This is a genomic window from Methanococcoides mangrovi (genome assembly GCF_052057775.1).
Taxonomy (GTDB): domain Archaea; phylum Halobacteriota; class Methanosarcinia; order Methanosarcinales; family Methanosarcinaceae; genus Methanococcoides.
This window is the reverse complement of record NZ_CP195121.1, coordinates 2,326,932-2,350,471: the sequence shown is the minus strand read 5'-3', so window position 1 is coordinate 2,350,471 and position 23,540 is coordinate 2,326,932. Positions and strand designations below refer to the sequence as shown.

Sequence of the window (23,540 nt, the reverse complement as noted above, 5' to 3'; positions counted from 1 at the left end):
TAATCATTATGATAATTATATAGTTAAATGCTATATAGCATTGTTTGTTCATGATTTAACAAGATTATGGATGATCGCCACGTTCACTGTCCCGACTTTGAACTTGTATGAAAAATGCATGATGGGTAAAATCTCGATTATTGAATTAACTCTATGAGGAGATAAATATATGAAAGCAAACAAACATCTGATGAAAAGCGATGAGCGTGCACAGGTAGGTATCGGCACACTTATTATCTTCATCGCAATGGTATTGGTAGCCGCTGTAGCTGCCGCAGTATTGATCCAGACTTCTGGAGTCCTTCAGGAAAGAGCATCATCAACCGGCCAGCAGGCTGCTCAGGAAGTATCATCCAACATGATGGTCAAGAGTATTGAAGGTGTAAGATCAGCTGATGCTGGTGGCAATCTCTCTGACACTGTTGACCTCCTTAAGGTCAAAGTGGCACTTAACATTGGTAGTTCCGACATCGATCTTAATCAGGTTGTCATCACTATAACTGATGGTACCAATACAAATGATCTTGTCTATGCAGGAAATGACAAGACATATGGTGCTACAATGGACAGTTTCTCTGAGACTAATGCTACCCTTAATCTGATTAACTTGCTCTCTGAAAGCACTACTGAAACCGGTGGTGACAATAGCAAGTACTTCTTCACCGTCGAGAAGATTAGGGACGAAGACGAGTCATTCTCACAGGCTAATCCAATTATGAACCAGGGAGATCTTGTTACAATCTACATATCCACTGCAGCAAGTGGTGCAGCTACTAACACTGTTGTTGGCGATGTAACTGTATCAGATCTTGAAGACTCCGGTCTCACAATCGAACCAAGATCAGAACTCAGCATACTGCTGACACCTGAAGCAGGTTCATCAACCACTGCTACATTTACTGCACCATCCTTCGGTGTAGACACAAACATCGGACTTTATCCATAAGGTGAACTAATTCACCTTATTCTTTTTACTTTTTGATGACTTTATTTTCAAAAACAGATTTTTGCAGTTATAAATTTATACTGGTTTCTTTATATTAATCTCAAGTTAGTAAGCTTAAAATCCCTTATTATATTGTACAAAGCCTTTGCACAGCAAAAAGTGCATAGCTTATGCGAGGGGTCATTTTCATATGGTGGTAGTGTTGGTAAAAAAGTTGTTATGTGCAGTTATATGTGCACTTGTGCTGCTTGTAGCGGGTAGCGGTTGTCTGGGTTCAGGTGGCGAGGAAGCGGTGAACGAAACCGTATCTTCTTTCCTTACCTCTTTTAATGAAGGTGATATTAACACTGCTTTTTCCTATTATGAAGGTAAGGACTTCCTTGTACCTGCTACGCTGGAGATCAAGTTCAAGAACAGGGGTATTCTGGTCGGTTCTATAGAGCAATTTGAAGTGAAAGACATTGTTGTTGATAGGGATGTAAGTTATGCTACTGCTGTGTGCACTATCACTCGTTTTGAAAAGAACACGGCTACCGGTACGAATGAAAAACTGATCTATTTCAGGCTCCAGAAAGTTGGCGGAATTTGGCTTATCACAAAAGTGGATCTTGATGGACCTATCCCTACTTCCGAAGCACTTGAGGGTGTAGAAGCTGCCTCGACACCGCTTGATCCCATCATAAACAACCTTCCGATAATCTCGGGAGTAACGGTTTCTATACTGGTATTGGGTCTATATCTTAACAAAAAGGAGAAATCCGGTGGGGGTTCCGGTGCTCAGGTGATTGATATATCCAATGCGGTGCCTGTGGAAAAAGAAACTCTTGTACAATTCATCAGGTTCGTGCCAGTCCAGATGTATGCTGCAGGGTCGAAAGCTCCGGTGGATGTCTGGGTCAAGAACTTCTCTCAGCAGCCATATGACAATCTTACGATCATCGGTAATTTCCCGGGGATTGTTAAAGTGAAGAAGCCCGTATTGTCTTTTGGGAAAATTGATCCGGGTGAGGCTGTGAAGAAAACATGGGATGTTACTCCGGCTGTACCGGGATGGGTTGCCATAGAAGATCCAATGGTCGTGTTTGAGTATGCCGGAACCAGATATTCCGGGCAGCTCGATCCGGTATGGCTCAATGTTCAGTAACATTAAATGGATTTGGCCCTTTTCATTTTCTTTTTTGGTGTGTATTTTTAATAGATGAGTTACATATCCTATTTTGTTACTTGAATAATCAGGGGAGATAGTTTAATGGTAAAAGTTACTCTTGTTCATGCTTCATGGTGTCACGTGTGTCCTGCTGCTAAAAAGTTATGGAATGATCTTCGATCAGAACATGACTTTGAGTATGAGGAAGTTGATATTGATACTCCGGAAGGCGATGCTCTCTCTGAGCAGTATTCCATAATGGCTGTTCCTACAACCATTATCGATGGTCAGGTAGCTTTTGTTGGTGTTCCTAAAAAGGGAGATGCACTTCATAAATTATCCTGATGGGGGTCGTTCAAAGTGGTATATGATCTGATCATTATAGGGGGAGGGCCTGCCGGCCTTTCTGCCGCTATATACGCGGTACGTTATGGGTTGAACACACTGGTCCTTGAGAAAGGATTTGTTATCGGGCAGATATCAACCACCGGTGAAGTTGAGAATTATCCGGGCTTTATTTCTATCAATGGAATTGATCTGATGGAAAAGTTCTCTGAGCATGCGAAAGCAGCCGGTGTTGTGGTGGAGAGCAGGGATGTTCTGGGAGTAAGGTCTGAAAGTGATCTTAAGATCATAAGCACGGATGTGGGGGATCTGGAAACTTTCACCCTGATAATTGCTACCGGTGCAAATCCAAAGAAGCTCGGAGTTCCGGGAGAGGAAGAGTTCCGTGGAAAAGGTGTGTCATATTGTGCTACCTGTGACGGTCCATTCTTTAAAGGTCGAAATGTGATCGTTGTTGGTGGTGGGGAATCTGCAATAGAAGATGCCCTGATACTTTCAGATCTCGCTGCTTCAGTATGTGTTGTGCATCGAAGGGATGAACTTCGTGCATCAAAGATGCTTCAGGACAGGGCTTTTGCAAAACCTAACATCGAGTTTTCATGGAACACTGAACTTGAGGAGATAATCGGTGATTCCATTGTAAGGGAAGTCGTACTTAGAAATACGGAATCCGGTGAGACCTGGACAAGTCCTATAGATGGTGTTTTCATCTATGTTGGAGTCGAGCCTAACACTGAATTCATTGATGTTGATAAAAATGATTATGGATTCATCGTAACCAATGAGAAAATGGCTACATCAGAAGCGGGAATATTTGCAGCCGGGGATTGCAGGACATCCATTTTGCGTCAGGTGATAACTGCTGCAAGCGATGGAGTCATTGCTGCATTTGAGGCCTATGAGTATGTGTCCGCTATGAAGCATAAAGCAGAATGACTTTTTTGGGGGAGGTTGTTCTCTTTCAAATATCGTGGATATATATAACTTATGGCTAATAAATGAATAGGTAGTCACTAATAAATACTATATACTAAGTAATGAGTAATACTTAATTGCTTATATATAATGCCAGATCAATGGATCCTGGTCAGAACGGCCTGGGAATGGCAGATATCATTGATCGGTAACATACTATCCTAAAGGATAGCTATGAATAAGGGTAAATAGATAACCTTGTCTTAACTTCAGGTGGTTTTAAAATATGACATGTTTGAAGATCTGTGAAGATTCAACTTCAGAAGAGCTAAAGCCAATTGCAGAAGCGGTGCATTCTCTTCTGGGGATCCCCACTACTATACGAAGCAAAGAGCGTCATGGTATTCGAATGGAGAAAGGCCAGATACTGGACGATGACTATACAGGTCCTGTTCTGGAAGAGGTTCTGGAAAAGAATGAGATCATAAGGAAGGTTCCTGCCACAGGTGTCTATAAGGGTAAGGCAGTTGTAGTTGTTCCTATAAGGTCTAACGATGGTGCGATCTTAGGGGCGCTTGGTCTTGTGGATCTGGTAGCTGCTCTTGATATCCTTTCGGTCTTCCGTGAATATCCTGACATCGTGGATGAGGTCGAGGAAGCCAAAAAACGTATGTCTTGATGACATACGACCCTACATTTTATTTCGTTTCGCTTTCTTTCTTTTCTTTATATTTTTGTTTCATTTTCAATCCGACAACAAAAGACTCTTTAATATGCAGGACAATTACTGTCAATGATAGATGATGTTCTCAAGGTTTTCAGGAAACTGGACAGTAAGGACCTTCGAATTCTGACCGGTATTGAGATCGGGATGAAAAACTATGAGTGGGTACCTCTCGAAGAGATCCAAAAGTATACCAAGCTCTCTTTCGATCAGTTAGAGTACAGGCTCTTCAAGCTTTTCAGGTCTAACATGGTAGTGGGTACCAAGACTCCCTATGAGGGCTATCAGATCTATTTTGACGGGTATGATGCTCTTGCACTTAACACATTTGTTAAAAGGGGCAGTGTCAGTGCCATAGGCGATGAGATCGGCGTTGGCAAGGAATCGGTCGTTCATGAGGCTATCAGGGAACCCGAGCTCGCAATTGCAGAGCCTGTTCCTGTAATCATCAAGTTCCACAGGGAAGGCAGGACAAGCTTCAAGAATGTGAAAAGGGTCAGGGACCACCTTGTTGACAGGGAACACTTCTCCTGGATATATGCAGCCCGGCTTGCAGCCAAAAGGGAATATGACATCCTGAATACTTTATATGGGAAGGTCTCTATTCCAAAACCTCTTGATTACAACAGGCATGCTATAGTTATGGCTCCTGCAAAGGGAAGCCTCCTTTTAAAGACAAAACTTCTTGAACCGGTATGGGTTCTCGATGAGATCCTTTCACAGATAAAGGTCGTTCATTCTCTTGGGATCATACACTCTGATCTTAGTGAATACAATATCTTCGTCAGTGATGAAGGTGTGGAGTTCATTGACTGGCCACAATATGTTACTTTAGCTCATCCACATGCAGATGAGCTGCTTGAGAGGGATGTTTTCAACGTTCTGACCCATTTCAGGAGAAAGTACAATCTGGAAAAGGATCTGGGTGAAGTCCTTCGCTTTATAAAAGATGAATGATGCATATGCTATAGTTATATGCTATATCCGCCCAATTTTAATTATATGGTTATGGAAAGTGGGGTAATATTCGGCATCGACATCGCAAAAGGTTCCTCCCGTGCAAAGGAGTTGCCAAAGTATGCAGTTGCGGTGCTGAAAGGGGGGGAAATAACCCATCATACAATGGTGCGCCTTCCGCGTATCTTGAAGATGGTCCGTGAAGAACATCCTGAATATATAGCAGTGGACAATATTTTCGAACTCGCTCCCGTGAAGAAGGAGCTTGTGCGTTTTCTGGAGAAACTTCCGGAAGGGGTTACACTGGTACAGGTCACAGGCGGACTGCACAAGAAGTCCCTGTTGCATCTTGCGAAGGAGAATGGCTTGTCCTTTAATCAGTTCGATCCCAATGAAGAGGCAGAGGTATGTGCACGCTTAGCCGGCATGGGAGTAGGCTCTGAAGTATCCCTTTTTGAGGATATCACGAAGATCAAGGTAAGTCGTGCACGTTCACTTGGACGCGGCGGGTGGAGCCAGAACAGGTATCGCCGCAAGGTCCATGGGGCTGTGAGAGAAAGAGCCCGTGAGGTCGAAGCGATACTCAAGAAAGCTTCAAAAGAGCGTGGCTTTACTTACGATTCCAGGATCTCCAAGGGTTTCGGGGGTTATGTGCGTGCCGAGTTCACAGTATTTGCCAGAAGGGATCAGGTGCCAGTTGGTTCTGGTTCCACAGCAGATGCCCAGATCAATGTTAGCAGTGTGGTGCGTGACAAGATCCATTATACTCCCCTGAAGAAGCTCAAAAGGCGTCCTACTATCGTGGGTATCGATCCCGGGACCACAGTAGGAATAGCTATATTATCTTTTGAAGGTGAACTTCAGCTACTGAAAAGTATTCGCGGAATCTCCCATGATGAAGTTGTAAAACTTATAGCTGAATATGGCAAACCTGCAGTAATAGCTACGGATGTCACCCCGACACCAGGTGCCGTGGAGAAGATCAGGCGCAGCTTCAATGCTGTGATAAATACGCCTTCTGCGGAGATCTCTTCTGAAGAGAAGATCGCCCTTGGCAGGCCATATGGTTATTCCAATGACCATGAGCGTGATTCCCTTGCAGCAGCTCTTTATGCTTATCGCAGTTACAAGAACATGTTCTCTCGTGTTGAGAAGAAAGCACCTCCTCACCTTGACCTGGACCAGATCAAGCTCTATGTCATTCAGGGATCTTCCATAGGTGAAGCCATTGAGAAAGTATCCGGGGTGCCACTTCCTGAGAAGAAACCTGTTGAACCACTGCAGGTTGCTGATGAGGATGTTGTAGAAAGGGAGAGGAAGGTCTCAGAGAAGCTGAAGTTAAAGGATACCCAGATCATCAATCTCAAGGATTACGTGCGTGAGCTCAAGAAGGAGCTAAAGGCGAAGGATAAGCGTATCTCAAAACTTGAGCTCAAACTTGAAAAGATGAGGGAAGCCAACCATCTGGAGATCCGCAGGGACAAGGAGATAGAAATACGGGACCATAAGATCTCAGCCCTGAAAAAGGACCTGAACAGGTCCAAGAAGTCACTAAAAAGAGCTCACAACGATATAAGGAAACTTAAGCAGATCAGGAAGATGGAGCTCAAGGGTGAGGGAATTCCTGTAAAGATCCTTCCTACATTTACCCGTGAGGCTATACTGGAAACGAAGGATCGTCTTAACATCAAGAAAGGAGATGTCATCTTACTTGAAGATGCAAGTGGTGGAAGTACAGTGACTGCTTCGATGGTTGTTGAACTTGGAGTTCGTGCAGTGATAACTTCCTCGAATGTTACATATGCTGCTGAAGATGTTTTCTTCAGGGCGGATATCCCATTACTAAAAAATGTCAGGTTACAGAGGGTTGACGATCTTGCAGTGATCGATCCGGAAGTTCTTCAGAAGGCTCTGGATGAGTGGGAAGAGCAGGCTGAAAGAAAACGCCAGGAAGAAAAAGAAAAGAAACTGAAGCATCTGGTGGATGAGTACAGAAGTGAGAGACGCAGAGGTCTTGCCTGACCTGCTGCGCTTTCCTTTTACTTCTTGAGCGCGAGATCCTGAAATCTTATTTTTGTATTTCTTTATTTCCTGTCAAAGAACAGGTTCTTGCCTTTGATACTGAGAGGCATTCCACATGCGATGTCAGCTTCAAGAAGCCCGGCCGCCAGTGCACCTGCACCAACCGAGTACATGATCCTGTTGTCAACACAGAGGTCCTTTGCTTTTGCAGCAGCGCTTCCAAGTGCAATTCCCATATCGATGTATTTGAAAGAACAGTTTGGTCCGGTAAAGTCAACGTTCACTTTTGAATGCTCGAGCATATCCTTACAGCTTTCAAAGCCACAGGACCCACAGTTGAGCCCGACCGTCCCATCAGTCTTGAAGCCGATGAGGATGATAGCGTCTGCATTGCGTACGTTCTGAGCATCACGTTTGAAGAAAGCAAACCCTTCTCCTTTCTTTTCTCCCATCTCTTCCATGGAGGAGGCAAGGGTCTCAATATCTTCAGCTTCTAGTAATGCTGTCACAATATCGTCCATTCCCTTGGCTTTAGGAGCTGTTCTCGCTGCAACAAGTATGGTCTTCGCAAGCATTTCAATTGTTTCGGATTCAGGATTGAGCTTCATGAATATCTTTATGTTATTTCCGGACTTAATAATTTCTGCATAAAAGGGATACACATCTATTTGTATTATCATTCTGATTATAGTTCAGGATGACATTATCTGCACTTATCCTTGCAGGCGGGCGCGGCAGGCGTCTCGGGAACACGGAAAAGGCCCTTATGAACTGTGATGGCAGGTCTTTGCTTGAAAGAACTATCAGCATACTGGATGATATCGTTGATGAAGTGCTAATCTCTGTCAGGGATGAAGAGCAGGAAAAAGAGTTCGAGGCATATGCCCCTGGCAAGCGATTTGTTCTTGACAGCTACTCTGACATTGGTCCCCTTGCAGGGATTCTTGAAGGTTTCAGGGCAGCAAGCGGTGAGTATATCTTTGTGACCGCATGTGACATGCCCTTTATTGATCCGAAGGTAGTTGAGTTCATGTTCCGGTGTGCAGAAGGTCATGATGCAGCTGTCCCGCTTCGTCCTGACGGTTCCATGGAGCCTTTGTGCGGTGTCTACCGTGTTGAACCGATGCTTCCTTTGATCGAAAGTTCAATAGCTTCAGGTAAAAGGTTCATACTTGCACCGGTATTTGAACTGGATGATGTTGTGGGGGTTGAGATGGAGAAGATACGTGAGGTCGATCCGCAGTTGAGGACATTTATCAATATCAACACTTTTGATGATATAGATAAACTGGACATTTGCTGATATGAGTTCCGCCATTTGAAAACATTTTGTATCTTATTAAGATCCCTTATTTCTGCAGGAAATATTTGTTATTTATCTGTTTAGATTATTTTCCCGGAACATATCAAAATATATTTATATAAAATCTCATCATAATTATAATGGGGATGTTAGTGCATCCCATAATTGCAAGCTATTTAGCTTGATAAAGAGGGGAATAATTTGAGAGATCCAGAATCAGCACAAGAGGAAGATGAATCCGGACAGACTATGTACGAAGAAGAATGCAACGGTTTTTATTCAAGTTCAGGGCAGGCATTTATCAGGATCCCTGCAAAGTGAGTGTTTTTCTTTTTCTTCCCTCGTATGTTCAACTTAGGATGAGATATAACCTGGGATCAAACGTAAAAGGGGTTTGTAAAAGGAATGTACTTTCAAATTTCTTCTTTTTTCTTCAACATCTGATATCTGATCTTCGTATGTTTTTTGACATTTTAATTTGACCAATTGCAATTCGCTTTCTATTCGTCTGCTCGGTCTGCAAAATCTTATCAATGTTGAACACAAAAATTATATTCCGGATATAAGAGTGATTCCAATGACCGATATTATCTGTTCCCAGCAGCGTGTTGAAGAATGCGTAATCAAAGAAGAGCCGTACTATATTCCTGTGGGAAACGAGGTCGAAATATTCAGAGCAGCCTATGAGAATAAGCTACCTGTGAGCCTAAAGGGGCCCACCGGCTGCGGGAAGACGCGTTTTATTGAATACATGGCCTTCCATCTGGGTCGACCTCTCATAACCATCTCATGCCATGAGGATCTAACGGCCAACGACCTTATCGGGAGGTTCCTGATCAAGGGAGAAGGTACCGAATGGAACGATGGTCCCCTTACAGCTGCCCTGAAGGGCGGGGCCATCTGCTACCTTGACGAGTTCGTTGAGGCAAGAATGGACACAAGGGTCGTCATTCATCCACTGACAGATGATCGACGCATTATGCCTGTCGAGAAGCTGGGTATCGTACTTCAGGCACCACCCGAGTTCATGCTGGCGATCTCCTACAATCCGGGATACCAGAGCGTGCTGAAAGACCTGAAGCAGAGCACAAGGCAGAGATTCGTATCCATTGATTTTGACTATCCGCCTGCGGAACTTGAAACTGATATCGTTGCTCATGAGAGTGGTGTGGATGGGGGAACGGCACGCACACTTGTGGATATCGGACATCGCATACGTAATTTTAAACAGCATGGGCTTGAGGAAGGCGTGAGCACCCGTCTTCTCATATACGCCGGTATGCTGATAAGGTCCGGAATAGAGCCACGTGAAGCATGCAGGGTTGCCATGGTAAAGCCGATCACAGATGACAATGATCTCCAGAAAAGCATCGATGAGATCATATCAGCTATAATGGAGTGAAGAGTATGTCGCAGGATGAAGGTAAGCCCTTTCATCTTAAGGCTATTATTGAGAAGCTGGGATCAGAAGGTCTGCTGGATGGTCTTTCCGATGTTGAGGTCTCAGGTATCTCTGATAGATTTGAAAGACTGCCTGTGGAAACCCTTTCATCCCTCATCAAAGATCCCTCCATAATTGAAGAATGGATGGAAATGGCAGTCGAACTCAGGTCCCTGAACCCGGGTGCTGGAAAGGCATTTCTTGAAAGTATCGGAGATCTCTACTCTTTGATGGATAGGGATATGCTGGATATCTGGTATCCGATAGCAAAAGATGTGGCAGGAAGAAAATGGAAGGTTGCTGTTGACTTTATCGAACAGACAGCAGATGTATTTTCTGTTCTGCCTGAACATCAGCGAAAGATCATTTTGTTAAGATCAAAGAGCTTTTCCGATATAGATCCTCATCTCTTTCTAACGTTCTTCTCAATCGCCCCTCTTGTGGTGGCCGCCATCAGCAAAAGCGAATTCGACGAGTGGGTGCACATAGGAAAGGAGCTTGCGGATGGTGATATTGAAACAGGGGATCTGTTCCTGAAACGAACACCAAAGTTCATAGGCAGGATCGATATTTCAGAACTTGAAGAGTACATGGGGATGGGCAAAGATCTCTTTTCACACGAGGAGCATGAGGCTATAATAACTTTCTATGATTCTGTTCTCCGGGGGCTTGAAAAGGATCTCCGAAGGTATGACCGGGAGGATACAAGACATCTTATCGATATTGGTGTGAAACTTACTCATATCTGCTGGAGATGTGTTGAAAGCTTCTTTGAAAATGCACCTGAGGCGCTTACTCATCTGGAAGGAGAAGAGTTTGAAGAGTGGTTGTCTGCCGGGATGAGCATTTCCCGGAGCTCGACATTCTATGGTTCGAACTATTACCACAGTTCTCTTTCTGTATTGAAGAACACAGACAGGAAATATTATTCGGTCATATTCTCCAATGCAAAGCTTCTTGGAGAAAAGAACAGTATGCTTGCAGGTATCTATTTCTCGATACTGTCGGATGTGCTACTCAACATACATCCCAGGGAGATCGAAAAATGGGTTCACACCGGCCTTGATGTATTCGAAATCGATAGTGAAAGCGCATTCAATCTCTTCAGGAATTCACCTTCACTTTTAAAGGATCTCGATGTAACCGAGCTTGATGAATGGGCAAAGAACGGGATCTCAATTCTATTGTCGGACAGAAGTGGCGGAAGGTCCTATTTCTCTCTGAGATCAAAGAGTGCGACCGGCTTTGCTGAAAAACTGATGAGCGGTGTGGCCCTCAAACGTGTTTCAAAGGTGCTCAAATATTATTCATTGGGTATCGCAGGAGTTAATTTCACCATACGATCAAAGAGCTTCTTTCCCGGCGATTTCAGCATGTATCCAAACCCTATCGTATCAGGCAGGACGATCTATCTGGAACCTACTATAAAGGGATACGGTGATTTTGAGGAGAACTTTACTATCTATAAACTGAGCTTGATGCATGAGGTGGGTCACATCCAGTTCGGAACTTCATCTTTTGGACAAGGGGATGTTCTATCTCTGCTGGATAAGAGGGGTATTCGGCTGTCTGAATTTACAAATATATCAGAGGGGAGATGTGATGTTCCGGTTTCAGAAGCTTCTTTTTTTGATATTTCCATAATTGCAGCTATCATCGGAAAACTCCCCGCACCGTTCATCGCAGCCGACATAATGGGGATCATAGAGGATGCAAGGGTGGAATACATGACGACTTCCCTTTACAGGGGAATACGCCGGGAGTTTGAGGACGTACGTACTCAGATGTCTCAAAAAAGACCTGTTCCTATATCTGATATTAGTAAGTTCATGGAATCCCTTTTGCTTACGTCTGTGGATGTTGAACCGTCATTCTGCATAGGTGAGGATCTAAGGGAGATTCTGGACCGTATCCGGGAAATACTTGTGGGACACGTTTTCAGGCCAGATTCTTCCACACTCGATTCAATTAAAGCAACTTTCGATATCTATGACATGCTTACCTATCGATTTTGTCCTCTGGAATTGCTGGAATATGAACCTGTAAGAAATTTTGAATATCGTGGAATTGGTGTTGGTTCGGTGAGTATCACCAGAAGCAACAATGAGAACTTCACGGAACAGGTGATGGAATCTTTTATTCCCCGGACCACATTGCCGGATGATAAGGAACTGATGGAGGAAAGGTCGGGTAAAGGTCCCGAATATGCAAATTCGAAGAACTGGGAAGTGCTTGGAAGTTATAGTTACGATGAATGGGATTCCGGAATTCAGGACTACAAGAATGACTGGTGTACTGTCTATGAAGTATCTCCATCCGGTAGTGACAATGATTTCTACCTTGGGTCAAGGGCACATTATGCACGTGAGATCACCCAGATCAACCGGATTTTCAAGATGATGAAACCGGAATCTTTTCGCAGGTTACGCAGGCAGCTGGACGGGGATGATTTTGATCTTGATGCCATGATAGAGGCATTTGCTGACCGGAAATCCGGTATCAACCCGACGGATCGCCTTTACATAAGAAGGGACAAGCGGGAGAGGGATGTGGCCACACTTTTCCTTCTGGACATTAGCGCATCAACGAAGAAGAAGCTGGAAAACGGGCGTCGTATCCTTGATGTGGAAAAGGATTCCCTTATAATAATGACACAGGCACTTGAAAGCATAGGTGACAAGTATGCAATAGCAGCCTTTTCCGGGAATACGAGGTCTGATGTCGAGTTCTATACAATAAAGGAGTTCGATGAGACCTTCTCACAAGAAGCGGAATGCAGGATCAGTGCCCTTGAGCCGGCATTGAACACAAGGCTTGGTGCTGCCATAAGGCACTCCATCTCAAAGCTCAAGGCAGTTGAAGCAAAGGTCAAGCTCCTAGTACTGCTTTCTGATGGCGATCCTTATGATCTTGGTTTTGCTGATGGTAAATATCAGGGAAAGATCGCGATTGAGGATACAAGGGTTGCAATACAGGAGGGAAATGCCCTTGGGATGCACTTCTTCTGTATTACTGTTGACAGTGAGGGGGGAGAGTACCTTGACTCTATCTTCTCAGATGTGGGCTACACCATAATCGATAATGCAGCCACATTGCCGGAAAGGCTTCCGATGCTTTACAACAGGATAACTACCTGATCTGCTTAACACCAACCTTGAGTCACTTCTAAAAAAGTGGAATTGCAGCCTTTAAAGCTACAATTCATTGATCGTGTCCTGTGCAAATTATATTGTGATCTCTTCACCGTTGGCAGGAGCATATCCTTCTACTCCCATCTCTTCAGTGACCCATGTAGCAAACTCTTCAGCGTTCTCGCCATGCATAGGGAAGACCTTTTCTCCACCTTTGTCACAGAACTCTTTTACAAGCTGCTTAAGTTCACGGTCGCCGCAGTGGGCTGAGAAGTCATACTGCTCTACTTTCATGCGGACCTGCTGGATGATTCCATCGTTCTCAATGATGCCTGTGTCGAGCAGCATTCTTCCGTTGGTGCCTTCCACCTGGTATCCTGTGAGCATGATCTTGGATTTCGGGTCCTTGTAGAGCTGGTCGAGATAGTAAAGTACGGGTCCGCCATTAAGCATTCCGGCAGTGGTCACGATAACAGAACCGTGGAGTGAAACACTTGCCCTTTTTCTTCCCTTGACAATTATTGCCTTGTCAAATGCATGTTTCAGGTGTGTGTGGTTCTTCAGGTAATCCGGATACTTCATCAGGAGTTTGTATATTCCCACACCCATTCCGTCCACATAGCAGGGAATTCCATGTTCACTGAGGAGCATGAGTATTTCCTGTGTCCTGCCTATTCCGAAGGCAGGGATCAGTACATTTCCTCCCATGTCAAGTGTATCCTTCAGGGAGTCGATGAACTCCCTTTCTGTATCCTTTCTGGAGGGGTGGTCCTCATTGAAGTATGTGCTCTCTGTTATGAGAGCAGTTGCTCCCGGAAGTTCATCTGCTGCAGGCACAAGTCTTGTGTCACGGGTGTTAATATCACCTGTATAGATTATGCTCTTTCCTTCCTTTTCAAGATATATTGCTGAGGAGCCCGGGATGTGTCCTGCATTATAGAACTGTGCAGTATAGCCGTGGGTATGGAATTCTATGCCGTAGTCAACCTTTTTAGTGCAAAGTGTCATCTGCTGGAGTTCCCAGCCGGTGAATGGTACGCCTCTTCCTTCCCTTTCTGCTATTGATAGAGTGTCTTTTGCCAGTATGTGTGCAAGGTCTGCAGTAGGTGGTGTCATGAAAAGATCGGGTTTCATGTCCATGAGGTTCGCAACAGCACCACAGTGGTCCAGATGTCCATGTGAAACAAAGACCGCTTTAGGTTGGATATCATTCGCGGGGTAAAGTGTCTCTTCTCCCGGTTTTATCCCGTAATCGACCAGTATCTCGTCATTCACAGTAATTGCAGAACGTCCGACTTCCTTACAACCGCCTTTGAATCCCAGTTTCATTTTACCACTTCTTTTGTTTGTTTATTCAATTGCTTCCTGCCACTTCATTATCTTTCCCACGGAGATCCCGGTGTTCTTTGAAAGTTCTATGGCATCCGCTTCCTCAAGTTCATTCACATTTGAGATACCTGCTTCCTCCAGCTTTTTGGCTGTAACTTTTCCGATACCGGGAACATCAGTGATATTCTCGGGTCTCGGGGTTTCAGGCTGCTTGCGTTTCTCTTCTTCCTGTGATCTCTTCCATTCCAGGAAATTACATTGCGGGCAACCAAGTTCCCATGGTCTTTTACCGGCATTTATTATCTTGATGTGGTTGATCCCGTGCTCTTCACATGTCTTGTCAGTGACAATGACCTGTCCGCTCTTTGGAAGCGGAAGTGAGAAATTACAGTCCGGATATCCTTCACAGCCGATGAACCTTGCTCCCCTCTTTGAGCGTCTTACCATGAGCTTTGAACCACATTCCTGACAGATTCCGATGACCTTATCCTCACGAAGACCTGCCCGCAAGGATTCTGATATGTTTTCTGCGTTCTCCTCGAATTCCGCGAACACATTATCGAGCATCTTCCTTGATTCTTTAAGGACCTTATCTTCCTTGATCTTGCCTTCTGCAATACGGTCCATATCCTCTTCCAGCTTGCTCGTCATGTCATGTTTTGTGATGGTAGGTGCATATTTCTCAAGGGCCTCTACAACAGCAAAAGCTGTCTTAGTAGGCTGAAGCGGGTTTCCGTGAACGTATGCCCTTGAATAGAGCTTGCTGATGATATCGTGGCGTGTTGCCTTTGTACCAAGTCCCAGCTCTTCCATAAGCTTGATGAGCCTACCCTGTCCGTATCTTCCGGGTGGTTGTGTCTCCTTGTCCAGCATCTCCTTACTCTTTATACTGAGCACATCACCTTCTTCCAGGGCAGGAAGGAGCCTGTCCTGAGGTGCATTGTATGGATAGTACCAGCGCCATCCTGCATGGAGTAGCCTTGCACCGTTCGCCTTGAACTCTTCTCCCTCGATGTCAAACCTGACCTTCAGTGTTTCCCATTCGGCCTCTTCGGCAAATGTTGCGAAGAACCTTCTGACCACCAGCTCGTAGAGCTTCCACTCCTGGTCATTGAGCTCACTCTTCTTTGCAAGTGATGCAGGATAGATAGGGGGGTGGTCGGTGGTCTCTTTCTTACCACGGGTAGGAACGAGATTTTCCTTAGCAAGGAGTTTTTCTGCATATTCCTTGAAAGTACCTTTCTTGAATATCTCTATCTGTGCTCTCATGTCGATGGATTCCGGATAGACTGTGTTATCGGTCCTCGGATATGAGATGAAACCGTTGGTATAGAGTGATTCAGCGATTCTCATTGCATTGGCGGCCGAATAACCGATGGAGCTTGCAGCACCAATGAACTCGGTGGTGTTGAACGGGGTAGGTGGTTTGTCTTTCTTCTTTGCCTTTTCAACAGAGGAGACCGTTGCATTGTCACCGATGATGTCCATTACCTTTTCAGCCTCTTCCTTATCCCAGAACTTCTGGGTCTTGTGCTGGACATTGAACAGCTCGCCACTCTTGTCCTTGAGGGTGGCATAGATCTCCCAGTACGGTTTCGGGACAAAGTCCTGCCTTTCCTTTTCTTTGTCAACGATCAGTGCGAGGGTGGGTGACTGAACCCTTCCTACCGAAAGGAAAAGTTTGCCCAGCCTGCCGGCTGAGATCGAAAGATATCTTGTAAGTGATGCACCCCACACGAGGTCGATGACCTGTCTGGAATGGCCCGCATCAGCAAGATCGAAGTCAACAGATGCGGGATTTGCAAAAGCATCATCTATTTCTTTCTTTGTGATTGCACTGTAGAAGACACGGTCGAACTTTACATCCGGGTTCACATTCCGGATGATCTCCAGTGCTTCGACACCTATCAGCTCTCCTTCCCTGTCGTAGTCAGTAGCAATGGTCACATGGGTTGCTTCCTTTCCAAGCTTCTTGAGTGCGCTCACGATCTTCACATGTGTTGGTGTTGTGATGATCTCTGCATCGATAAGTTCCCTTGACTCTACTTTCTGCCAGTTGTTGTACGCTTTCGGGAAGTCCAGCTGAACAATATGTCCGCTAAGCCCCATTACGACAGTCCTGTCTTCGTCATTGTACTCGTAAGTATCCATTCCGCTGACACGTACCTGTTTTGGCTTCGTGGGGGCAAGGATAGTTGCTATCCTTTTAGCCGCAATGTGCTTTTCTGCTATGATAAGATGCATCGAAAACTCCGATATGATCAATTTGTAATTATATAAACGTCAATATGTTGCCAATGTAGATATAATAAGTATGCAGATGTTGAAAAATCTTTATATAATAAAAAGTTTTGTATCGCACAAATATATTAGTGTGCTACTATTAATGTGACAATAACAGTTCATCTGTTCTTCTCTCCTTATTTTTCAGTTAGCTCTATCCTTTTGCGAAGTTCGTTTATACCCTGAGTTGGTGCTACTTTCTTCGGGCATACTGCAACACACCTGTAAACAGTATCGCATCCCCAGACTCCAGATACCGAATCCACAATATCACGACGCTGTTCCCTGTGCTTTTCATCTTCCCTTGGGTCAAGGTCAAAACGCCATGCCTTTGCAAGTGCTGCCGGTCCGTAGTACTTTTTATCTCTTGCAGCAACAGGACATGATCCGTGGCATATCGCACAGAGGATGCAGTTAGTATATTGCTCAATCATTAGCTGCATCTCATGGTCAATTATGTTCTCTTTCTCTGGAACATCCTCTTTTACCTCAAGCCAGGGTCTTACGTTGTCAAGCAGGGAATAGAATACTTCCATATCCACCACCAGGTCGCGTATGACCTCCAGATCTGGAAGTGGTTCGATCAGTATCTCATCATTGTTCTCTTCAGTCTTCCTGTTCGCGATCAGCACTTCGGGGTTTCCCTCGTTGGTCGGTTCCTTTCGAAGCTCAGATACCTGTGTCCTGCACGCAAGTCTTGGAACTCTGTTGATAAGCATTCCACAGCTTCCACAGACGGCACCCCTGCATGAGTATCGGAATGTCAGGCTTCCGTCAAGCTTTTCCTGGACATGGAACAATGCTTCCAGAACGGTCATACCGGGTCGTTCCTCAACCTCAAAGACCTCATACCAGGACTTTTTCCCTTCCTGTCTCCTGATCTTTAGTTTCATCATCAGTACGACCTCTTTTGTGGCTGTAACCTCGTAATGGTGACATCCTTGTATTCGAGCCGTGGTCCTTCCGGTGTCAGGTAGGCGAGTGTGTGCTTCAGCCAGTTCTCATCATCCCTTTCAAGGAAGTCCGTCCTGTAATGTGCACCCCTGCTTTCCTCACGCACCAGTGCTCCCAGGGTGATGACATGTGCCAGGTCCAGCATCCCCCTGAGTTCGATGGCATTGAGCAGTTCAAGGTTGAACTCCTTTGCAGTGGTTCTTACCCTGAGTGATCTCGCCCTCTCTTCCAGCTTTTTGATATCCTCGAGAGCCTTCTCAAGCTTCTTCTTTTCTCTGAAGACACCGACATTCTCCTGCATTGTCTTCTTCAGTTCCTCGCTGATGCTGTAATAGCTCTCGCCGTCTTCTTCCATCATCTCTGAGATCGCAGTTCTTTCGTTATTAAGGGCTTGTTCCAGAGGGTCATTTCTGTCTTCTGCCTCTTCATTTTTATCTTCTCCAAATGATGCAACATATTCAGCTGCATGTATTCCTGCCCTTCTTCCAAAGACCACCGTATCAAGAAGTGAATTTCCTCCAAGCCTGTTTGCACCATGAACACTTATGCAAGCACATTCCCCAATCGCATACAGGCCTTTCGCAGGAGTTGCCCCATCCCTGTTGGAGCTGATGCCGCCCATGGAATAATGCTGTCCGGGTTGTACGGGAATAGGTTCCTCTACAGGGTCAATTCCAGCAAAATCAATAGCTATCTGCCGGATACCACCCAGTCTTTCTTCGATAAGGCCTTTCCCCAGGTGCGTGATGTCCAGATGTACATATCCTCCGGGGAACCCCCTGCCTTCATCGATCTCCTGCTGAATGGACCTTGCAACGATATCTCTTGGTGCAAGTTCCATTGAGGATGCTGCATAATCCTTCATGAACCTTTCATGGTCCTTGTTGTAGAGATATCCGCCTTCACCCCTTGCACCCTCTGTGATGAGGATATTGGTTCCCCATAGCGTTGTTGGATGGAACTGCACGAATTCCATATCCTGCAAAGGCACTCCTGCCCGGTAGGCAAGGCTTATGCCAAATCCCCTGTTGATGATGGCATTGGTGGATCTCTCGTAGATACGTCCATATCCACCCGTGGCAAGGACCGTTGCCTTTGTCTTGAAGACCTCAAGTTCGGAATTGAGCAGTTTCATGGCAACAAAGCCCAGACACCGATTATCCTCGATGATCAGCCTTGTCACAAGCCATTCCCTGTATACCTTGATACCTGCACGCAGGACCCTTTCATGAAGTGTGTGAAGCAGGTTGTGTCCGGTCCGGTCACCCGCATAGCAGGTCCTCGGGAACCCTGCACCACCAAAGGGGCGCTGTGCAATGGTACCATCCTCCTTCCTTGAGAAATTGGTGCCCCAGTGTTCCATTTCAAGTACCCTGTCCGGAGCTTCCCTGCACAATATCTCGACCGCATCCTGGTCGGCAAGATAGTCACTTCCTTTTACGGTATCGAATGCATGCGATTCCCAGCTGTCGTCGGATCCCAGAGATGCATTAATCCCCCCCTGTGCAGCACCGGAGTGGCTGCGAATCGGTGGGACTTTAGAGATGATCGCAACATCCATTCCCATTTCATGAAGTTCGATGGCACATCGCAGGCCTGAAAGACCTCCTCCTATCACGACCACATCATGTGCTATCATTTCCCTGTTCCTGTCATAGTGCTAGGATCAAGAAGTTCTTCTGCTTCCTTTTCATCCATGATCCCAATTTCTTTCACGACATCTATTATGCTCTTGTTCTCACGGTGTGCAATGTGTGCGATCTCTGCCGCCTTCTCATAACCGATCCTTGTAGCCAGTATGGTAACAAGGGCGAGGCTCTTGTTTGCCAGATCCTCACATCTCTCCTTGTTAACAGTGATCCCGCGAAGACATTTTTCCGTAAATGAGATGGATGCGCCTGTGAGTATCTCTATTGAACTGAGAAGATCGAGGGCAAGTACTGGAGTAAATACATTGAGCTCGAGCTGCCCTGCCTGTGCAGCCATGGTTATTGCTGTATCATTTCCGAGGATCTGGAAACAGGCCATGTTCATCATCTCGGCCATTACGGGGTTCACTTTACCGGGCATGATGGACGAACCGGGTTGTACTGCCGGAAGGTTGATCTCCCCTATGCCTGTTCGCGGACCGCTTGAAAGAAGCCGCAGGTCGTTCGCGATCTTGATAAAACTTATGGCAATGCCCCTCAATGCGGCCGATGCTCCGAGAATGGCCTCTGCGGACTGAGTGGCCTCAAACAGATTATGAGCAAGCCTGAAATCCTGTCCGGTGATAACACCCAGTTCTTTTACTGCAAGGTGACCAAAATTCTCCGGTGCATTCAGTCCGGTACCTACAGCTGTGCCTCCCATGTTAAGTTCCTAAAGTCCATCAAGGGATACCTCAAGGCTCTTTATCCCAAGTTCCAGCATTTGTGCATATCCTGAGAATTCCTGCCCAATTGTTACTGGTACCGCATCCTGCAGGTGTGTTCTTCCAGGTTTGACGATTCCCATGAACTCAGTGGATTTTTCAGCAAGGACGATCAGCATTTCCGCCAGTGAAGGCATGAGTTCTGCATTGATGGTCTCCACAGCTGCTATGTGGATGGCAGTGTGTGTGGTATCATTTGAGGACTGAGACATGTTCACATGGTCATTCGGATGTATCACATCGTATCGTCCTTTTTCAAAACCGAGTATCTCCAGTGCCCGGTTTGCAATTACCTCGTTAGCGTTCATGTTTTGTGAGGTTCCGGCACCCGACTGGAAGGCATCAACCACGAACTGGTCATCGAACTTTCCTTTTCTTACTTCGGATGCAGCCCTGATGATAGCTTCTCCTTTTGTGGTATCCAGTTTTCCAGCTTCCATATTTACACTTGCTGATGCTATCTTTATTGCAGCCTGTGCCTTTATGAAAGAAGGGGGAAGCCTCTGGTGACTGACCTTGAAATTTTCAACTGCTCTTGTTGTCTGAGGGCCGTAATAGGCATCCTCAGGTACTTTCACTTCCCCAAGTGTATCTCTCTCTAAACGGATATAACCCCCCCGTTATCTTCAGTGATTTACCATTTCAAAATCATGGATCAGATTTCAGACATGTTCGATCTCTGTATGGTCTGAGATCTCGGAATTTGTAGTGCAAAGATCGTTGATGCTTAACTTGTGGACATCATCATTTCCGGTGATCCTTGCAAAGTTCTGAAGCTCTTCTGTTGACACTCTCAGAAAGTTCTCAAGCTTCTTAGCAGAAATTTCGATCTTCAGCCTGGCTCGCAGCTCAGGGTTTTGCGTTGTGACACCTACAGGACATTTCCCGGTATCACATTGCCTGTATTGCTGGCAGGCACAAGCCATGAGAGCTGCTGTACCTATGGCAATGGCATCAGCACCAATTGCCAGTGCTTTTGCAAAATCGGAGGATACCCTCAGGCCTCCTGTGATTATCAGTGAGACATCTTTTATCCCCTTTTCATCAAGGAATTTCCTTGCACGATAGAGTGCGAATATAGTTGGAACAGACGTTGCGTTCTTGACGAATTTCGATGCAGCGGCTGTGGCTCCGGGTCTGCCGTCAATGGTAATGAAATCGGGTTCAGCATAGACAGCAACCTCAAGGTCGGCTTCTATATTGCCTGCTGCCATTTTAATACCGACGGGCTTTCCTCCGGAAGTTTCTCTTAACCATTTGACCTTTGCTTTCAGGTCATCTTTGTTCCTGATGTCATCGAAATGTGCCGGACTTACGATGTCAGTACCTTCAGTGAATCCCCTGATCTCTGCCAGTTCATGTGTGACCTTCTCGGCAGGCAGGTGTCCACCCATTCCAGGTTTGGCAGACTGTCCTATCTTTATCTCGATGGCATCCACTTTCTTCAGGTTATCTTCGGTGACACTGTATTTGTTAGGGACATACTCGAAAATGTATTTGTAAGCTTTCTCCATGCTTTCTTTAAGGATACCGCCTTCACCCGAGCACATTGCGGTCTTTACGGCAGCACTTCCCATTGCAAGAGATTGTTTTACTTCTTTTGACAAAGCTCCGTAGGACATGTGGGTGATGAACACAGGAGTTTCGATAACAAGAGGTTGTTCTGCTTTTGGTCCGATTACCGTTGTAGTATTGACAGGTTCATCTTCGTTTAGAGGGATCTTTGCAAGCTGTGCTCCTTTAATGAGAACCTCGTTCCAGGAAAGTATGTAGTGTGTAGTCCTCATCGGTTCGAGGATGGATTCACCTGTAACAGATATTTTATGAATATCATCCATGTAAGTTTCGGTAATATCCGTGGTCCTCTTCCACTCTCCAAGATAACCGCTGATATCTACCTTTCCAAATTCAGATACTGTTATCCTGCTCTTTGTACCACATTTTGGACAGATTACGATCTCTTCTGATGTTATCTCTTCTATCTCTTCCTTCTCAACAGGCATCTGGTGATTCTTGTCGGCACCGCATATCGGGCAGTGCCAGTCATCAGGAAAATCTTCCGGTTTTGTTCCGGGTTTTATTCCGGTTTTCGAATCTCCCCTTGAATCATCATATTCAAATGCACCACATACGCTACATCGGTATTCGGTCATCCCGAAAAAAGCCCCCTTTTGTTTATAAGAAAGATAAAAGAAAAAAGTATCAGACTGCCATCAGGTGGTTTTTGTCTGAACCACAGATAGGACATTTCCAGTCGTCAGGAAAATCCTCTGGTTTTGTTCCCGGTGCAATACCCATTTCAGCGTTGCCTTCTTCATCGTCGTACTCAAAAGTGTTACAAACGTTACATCTGTATCCAGTCATTTCATTTCACACTCCTTTGTTATGTTTCATTTAAATGAACAATGTTATCTTTGCATCCCTTGCCTCATTGACATAGGTACCCACTGCACCATACTCATCGATCCACTCCGTACGAAGGTCTCCGGCCTTTACTCCCATGATCTCCATTGTCATCTCACATGCGAGTATCTTTCCACCCAGTTCCTTGTAGTCGTTCATGAGCTTTTCAAGAGAAGCAACATTTGATGCTTTCATTCGTTTGTTTATCATCCATTTTCCAAGTCCCAGCATGTTCATCTTGGATAAAGGACCCTTTTCAAGTCCGCCTTTTTTAAGACGCTGAAGCCCCCAGAATGTGAAATACATGGAAACATCCATTCCCATTGCAAGTGCACCATTTCCAATTATAAGTGCGCTGTAAAGTTTGTCCATATCCCCACTATGGACAATAATAACGGCCTTATCGGCAGGATCTGCCATATCGGTCATGTTAACCCCCCTGAAACTTATCTTCTTATCTTTATCTTCCACTCATTGTCTTTTTCTTCAACACCAATGATCTCAAGTCCCAGTGCCTTACAGGCCATTGGAATTTCTTTTTTTGAAGCGGGGTGTGTTCCAAGAACAGTTACTTCATCTCCCGGAGCTGCCTTCTTCAAAGCTTTTCGGCACTCTACGAGAGGAACAGGACATGTTTCTCCTCTGGTGTCTATTTCTATATCTGCCATTTCATTTACCTCCGCCATAATTTCGTATAGGTCATAAATGTGGTATAGCAACACAAATAAGTCCTAAATTAAGTATCCGAGTACTACTATTAAAGTATTGTTACCTTGTCAAAATTAACCGCATTGCGATCTCGACAGCATCTTCCGGACTTGCTGCAACCCATGCACCTTCGATATTCCACTTTGACCTAAGGGTTACCACGGGTTTTTCCATCTTGAGTGCGAGAGCTATTTCCGATAGTGTGCCATATTCCCCATCGACAGCTATCAGTGCATCACATGAACGTGCGATTATCGCATTTCTTGCATGGCTCATTGCGGTCACGATCACATGATCTATATACTGGTTTGCATCTTCTTTTTTATCACCTGGAAGGATCCCTATGGTCTGTCCACTTTCTGCTTTACATCCCTTTGCTGCGGCTTCCATAACCCCACCCAGGCCACCGCAGATAAGGGTCGCATTGTTCTTTGCGATCCCGGCACCGACAGCTTCAGCCATGTCAGCTACGTTTTCATCACAGTAACCTGCACCTATTACGCCGATCTGTATCAATAT

21 protein-coding genes and 1 pseudogene are annotated in these 23,540 nt (G+C 45.3%); 10 read left to right on the top strand and 12 right to left on the bottom strand.

Features of this window, described 5'->3' with window-relative positions; genetic code table 11:
* The first annotated feature begins 169 nt into the window (after positions 1-169).
* The 7 genes from ACR3I3_RS11670 (at position 170) to ACR3I3_RS11640 (ending at position 7,056) form a co-directional block, all read left to right on the top strand.
* A complete protein-coding gene (locus ACR3I3_RS11670) occupies positions 170-946 on the top strand; it encodes an archaellin/type IV pilin N-terminal domain-containing protein (RefSeq protein WP_440952415.1) in 777 nt (258 codons plus the stop codon).
* A gap of 202 nt (positions 947-1,148) precedes the next feature.
* Positions 1,149-2,090, top strand: a complete 942-nt coding sequence (locus ACR3I3_RS11665; protein WP_440952414.1) for a hypothetical protein — start codon at positions 1,149-1,151, stop codon at positions 2,088-2,090.
* Positions 2,091-2,195: 105 nt separating this feature from the next.
* On the top strand, positions 2,196-2,438 hold the full coding sequence (locus tag ACR3I3_RS11660) for a glutaredoxin family protein (RefSeq protein WP_440952413.1): 243 nt from the start codon (positions 2,196-2,198) through the stop codon (positions 2,436-2,438).
* A 15-nt stretch (positions 2,439-2,453) separates the two neighbouring features.
* On the top strand, positions 2,454-3,374 hold the full coding sequence (gene trxB, locus ACR3I3_RS11655) for a thioredoxin-disulfide reductase (protein ID WP_440952412.1): 921 nt from the start codon (positions 2,454-2,456) through the stop codon (positions 3,372-3,374).
* A 265-nt stretch (positions 3,375-3,639) separates the two neighbouring features.
* The gene (locus tag ACR3I3_RS11650) at positions 3,640-4,032 is read left to right on the top strand and encodes a DUF2111 domain-containing protein (protein WP_440952411.1); all 393 of its coding nucleotides are present in this window, start codon (positions 3,640-3,642) and stop codon (positions 4,030-4,032) included.
* Between the two features lie 114 nt (positions 4,033-4,146).
* Positions 4,147-5,034, top strand: a complete 888-nt coding sequence (locus tag ACR3I3_RS11645; RefSeq protein ID WP_440952410.1) for a serine/threonine-protein kinase RIO2 — start codon at positions 4,147-4,149, stop codon at positions 5,032-5,034.
* A gap of 45 nt (positions 5,035-5,079) precedes the next feature.
* On the top strand, positions 5,080-7,056 hold the full coding sequence (locus ACR3I3_RS11640; RefSeq protein ID WP_440952409.1) for a DUF460 domain-containing protein: 1,977 nt from the start codon (positions 5,080-5,082) through the stop codon (positions 7,054-7,056).
* Between the two features lie 62 nt (positions 7,057-7,118).
* Here ACR3I3_RS11640 and ACR3I3_RS11635 read toward each other — a convergent pair whose 3' ends face one another.
* Positions 7,119-7,664 carry a ferredoxin domain-containing protein gene (locus ACR3I3_RS11635; RefSeq protein ID WP_440952408.1) on the bottom strand — a complete coding sequence of 182 codons (546 nt, stop codon included), beginning with the start codon at positions 7,662-7,664 and terminating at the stop codon, positions 7,119-7,121.
* An 89-nt stretch (positions 7,665-7,753) separates the two neighbouring features.
* On the opposite strand from ACR3I3_RS11635, the gene mobA reads away from it, so the two are divergent.
* The 3 genes from mobA (at position 7,754) to ACR3I3_RS11620 (ending at position 12,937) form a co-directional block, all read left to right on the top strand.
* The gene (gene mobA, locus ACR3I3_RS11630; protein ID WP_440952407.1) at positions 7,754-8,359 is read left to right on the top strand and encodes a molybdenum cofactor guanylyltransferase; all 606 of its coding nucleotides are present in this window, start codon (positions 7,754-7,756) and stop codon (positions 8,357-8,359) included.
* Positions 8,360-8,936: 577 nt separating this feature from the next.
* Positions 8,937-9,761 (top strand): CbbQ/NirQ/NorQ/GpvN family protein, encoded by an 825-nt coding sequence (locus ACR3I3_RS11625; RefSeq protein ID WP_440952406.1) that lies wholly within the window; start codon positions 8,937-8,939, stop codon positions 9,759-9,761.
* A gap of 5 nt (positions 9,762-9,766) precedes the next feature.
* Positions 9,767-12,937 (top strand): nitric oxide reductase activation protein NorD, encoded by a 3,171-nt coding sequence (locus ACR3I3_RS11620; RefSeq protein WP_440952405.1) that lies wholly within the window; start codon positions 9,767-9,769, stop codon positions 12,935-12,937.
* Between the two features lie 87 nt (positions 12,938-13,024).
* Here the strand turns inward: ACR3I3_RS11620 and ACR3I3_RS11615 are convergent, their stop codons facing one another.
* From ACR3I3_RS11615 to ACR3I3_RS11565, 11 genes and pseudogenes are all read right to left on the bottom strand, one after another.
* Positions 13,025-14,260: an MBL fold metallo-hydrolase gene (locus tag ACR3I3_RS11615; RefSeq protein WP_440952404.1), complete on the bottom strand. Its 1,236-nt coding sequence runs from the start codon at positions 14,258-14,260 to the stop codon at positions 13,025-13,027.
* 21 nt (positions 14,261-14,281) lie between these two features.
* On the bottom strand, positions 14,282-16,504 hold the full coding sequence (locus tag ACR3I3_RS11610) for a DNA topoisomerase I (RefSeq protein WP_440952403.1): 2,223 nt from the start codon (positions 16,502-16,504) through the stop codon (positions 14,282-14,284).
* A gap of 176 nt (positions 16,505-16,680) precedes the next feature.
* Positions 16,681-17,439 (bottom strand): succinate dehydrogenase/fumarate reductase iron-sulfur subunit, encoded by a 759-nt coding sequence (locus ACR3I3_RS11605; RefSeq protein ID WP_440952402.1) that lies wholly within the window; start codon positions 17,437-17,439, stop codon positions 16,681-16,683.
* The gene (locus ACR3I3_RS11600; RefSeq protein WP_440952401.1) at positions 17,439-19,136 is read right to left on the bottom strand and encodes an FAD-dependent oxidoreductase; all 1,698 of its coding nucleotides are present in this window, start codon (positions 19,134-19,136) and stop codon (positions 17,439-17,441) included. The genes ACR3I3_RS11605 and ACR3I3_RS11600 overlap by 1 nt, the downstream gene beginning before the upstream one ends.
* Entirely contained in the window at positions 19,133-19,483 is a 351-nt protein-coding gene (locus ACR3I3_RS11595) for a hypothetical protein (RefSeq protein WP_440953801.1), read from the bottom strand. The genes ACR3I3_RS11600 and ACR3I3_RS11595 overlap by 4 nt, the downstream gene beginning before the upstream one ends.
* A gap of 78 nt (positions 19,484-19,561) precedes the next feature.
* Positions 19,562-20,488: pseudogene (locus ACR3I3_RS11590) on the bottom strand (lyase family protein); the annotation flags it as partial.
* 84 nt (positions 20,489-20,572) lie between these two features.
* The gene (locus ACR3I3_RS11585; protein WP_440952400.1) at positions 20,573-22,063 is read right to left on the bottom strand and encodes a glutamate synthase-related protein; all 1,491 of its coding nucleotides are present in this window, start codon (positions 22,061-22,063) and stop codon (positions 20,573-20,575) included.
* A 49-nt stretch (positions 22,064-22,112) separates the two neighbouring features.
* Complete coding sequence (locus tag ACR3I3_RS11580; RefSeq protein ID WP_440952399.1) at positions 22,113-22,274, bottom strand: rubredoxin; 162 nt, start codon at positions 22,272-22,274, stop codon at positions 22,113-22,115.
* 30 nt (positions 22,275-22,304) lie between these two features.
* Entirely contained in the window at positions 22,305-22,742 is a 438-nt protein-coding gene (locus ACR3I3_RS11575; protein ID WP_440952398.1) for a DsrE/DsrF/DrsH-like family protein, read from the bottom strand.
* 17 nt (positions 22,743-22,759) lie between these two features.
* A complete protein-coding gene (locus ACR3I3_RS11570) occupies positions 22,760-22,981 on the bottom strand; it encodes a sulfurtransferase TusA family protein (RefSeq protein ID WP_440952397.1) in 222 nt (73 codons plus the stop codon).
* A 100-nt stretch (positions 22,982-23,081) separates the two neighbouring features.
* Positions 23,082-23,483, bottom strand: a complete 402-nt coding sequence (locus tag ACR3I3_RS11565; RefSeq protein ID WP_440953800.1) for a TIGR00725 family protein — start codon at positions 23,481-23,483, stop codon at positions 23,082-23,084.
* Between the last annotated feature and the right edge of the window lie 57 nt (positions 23,484-23,540).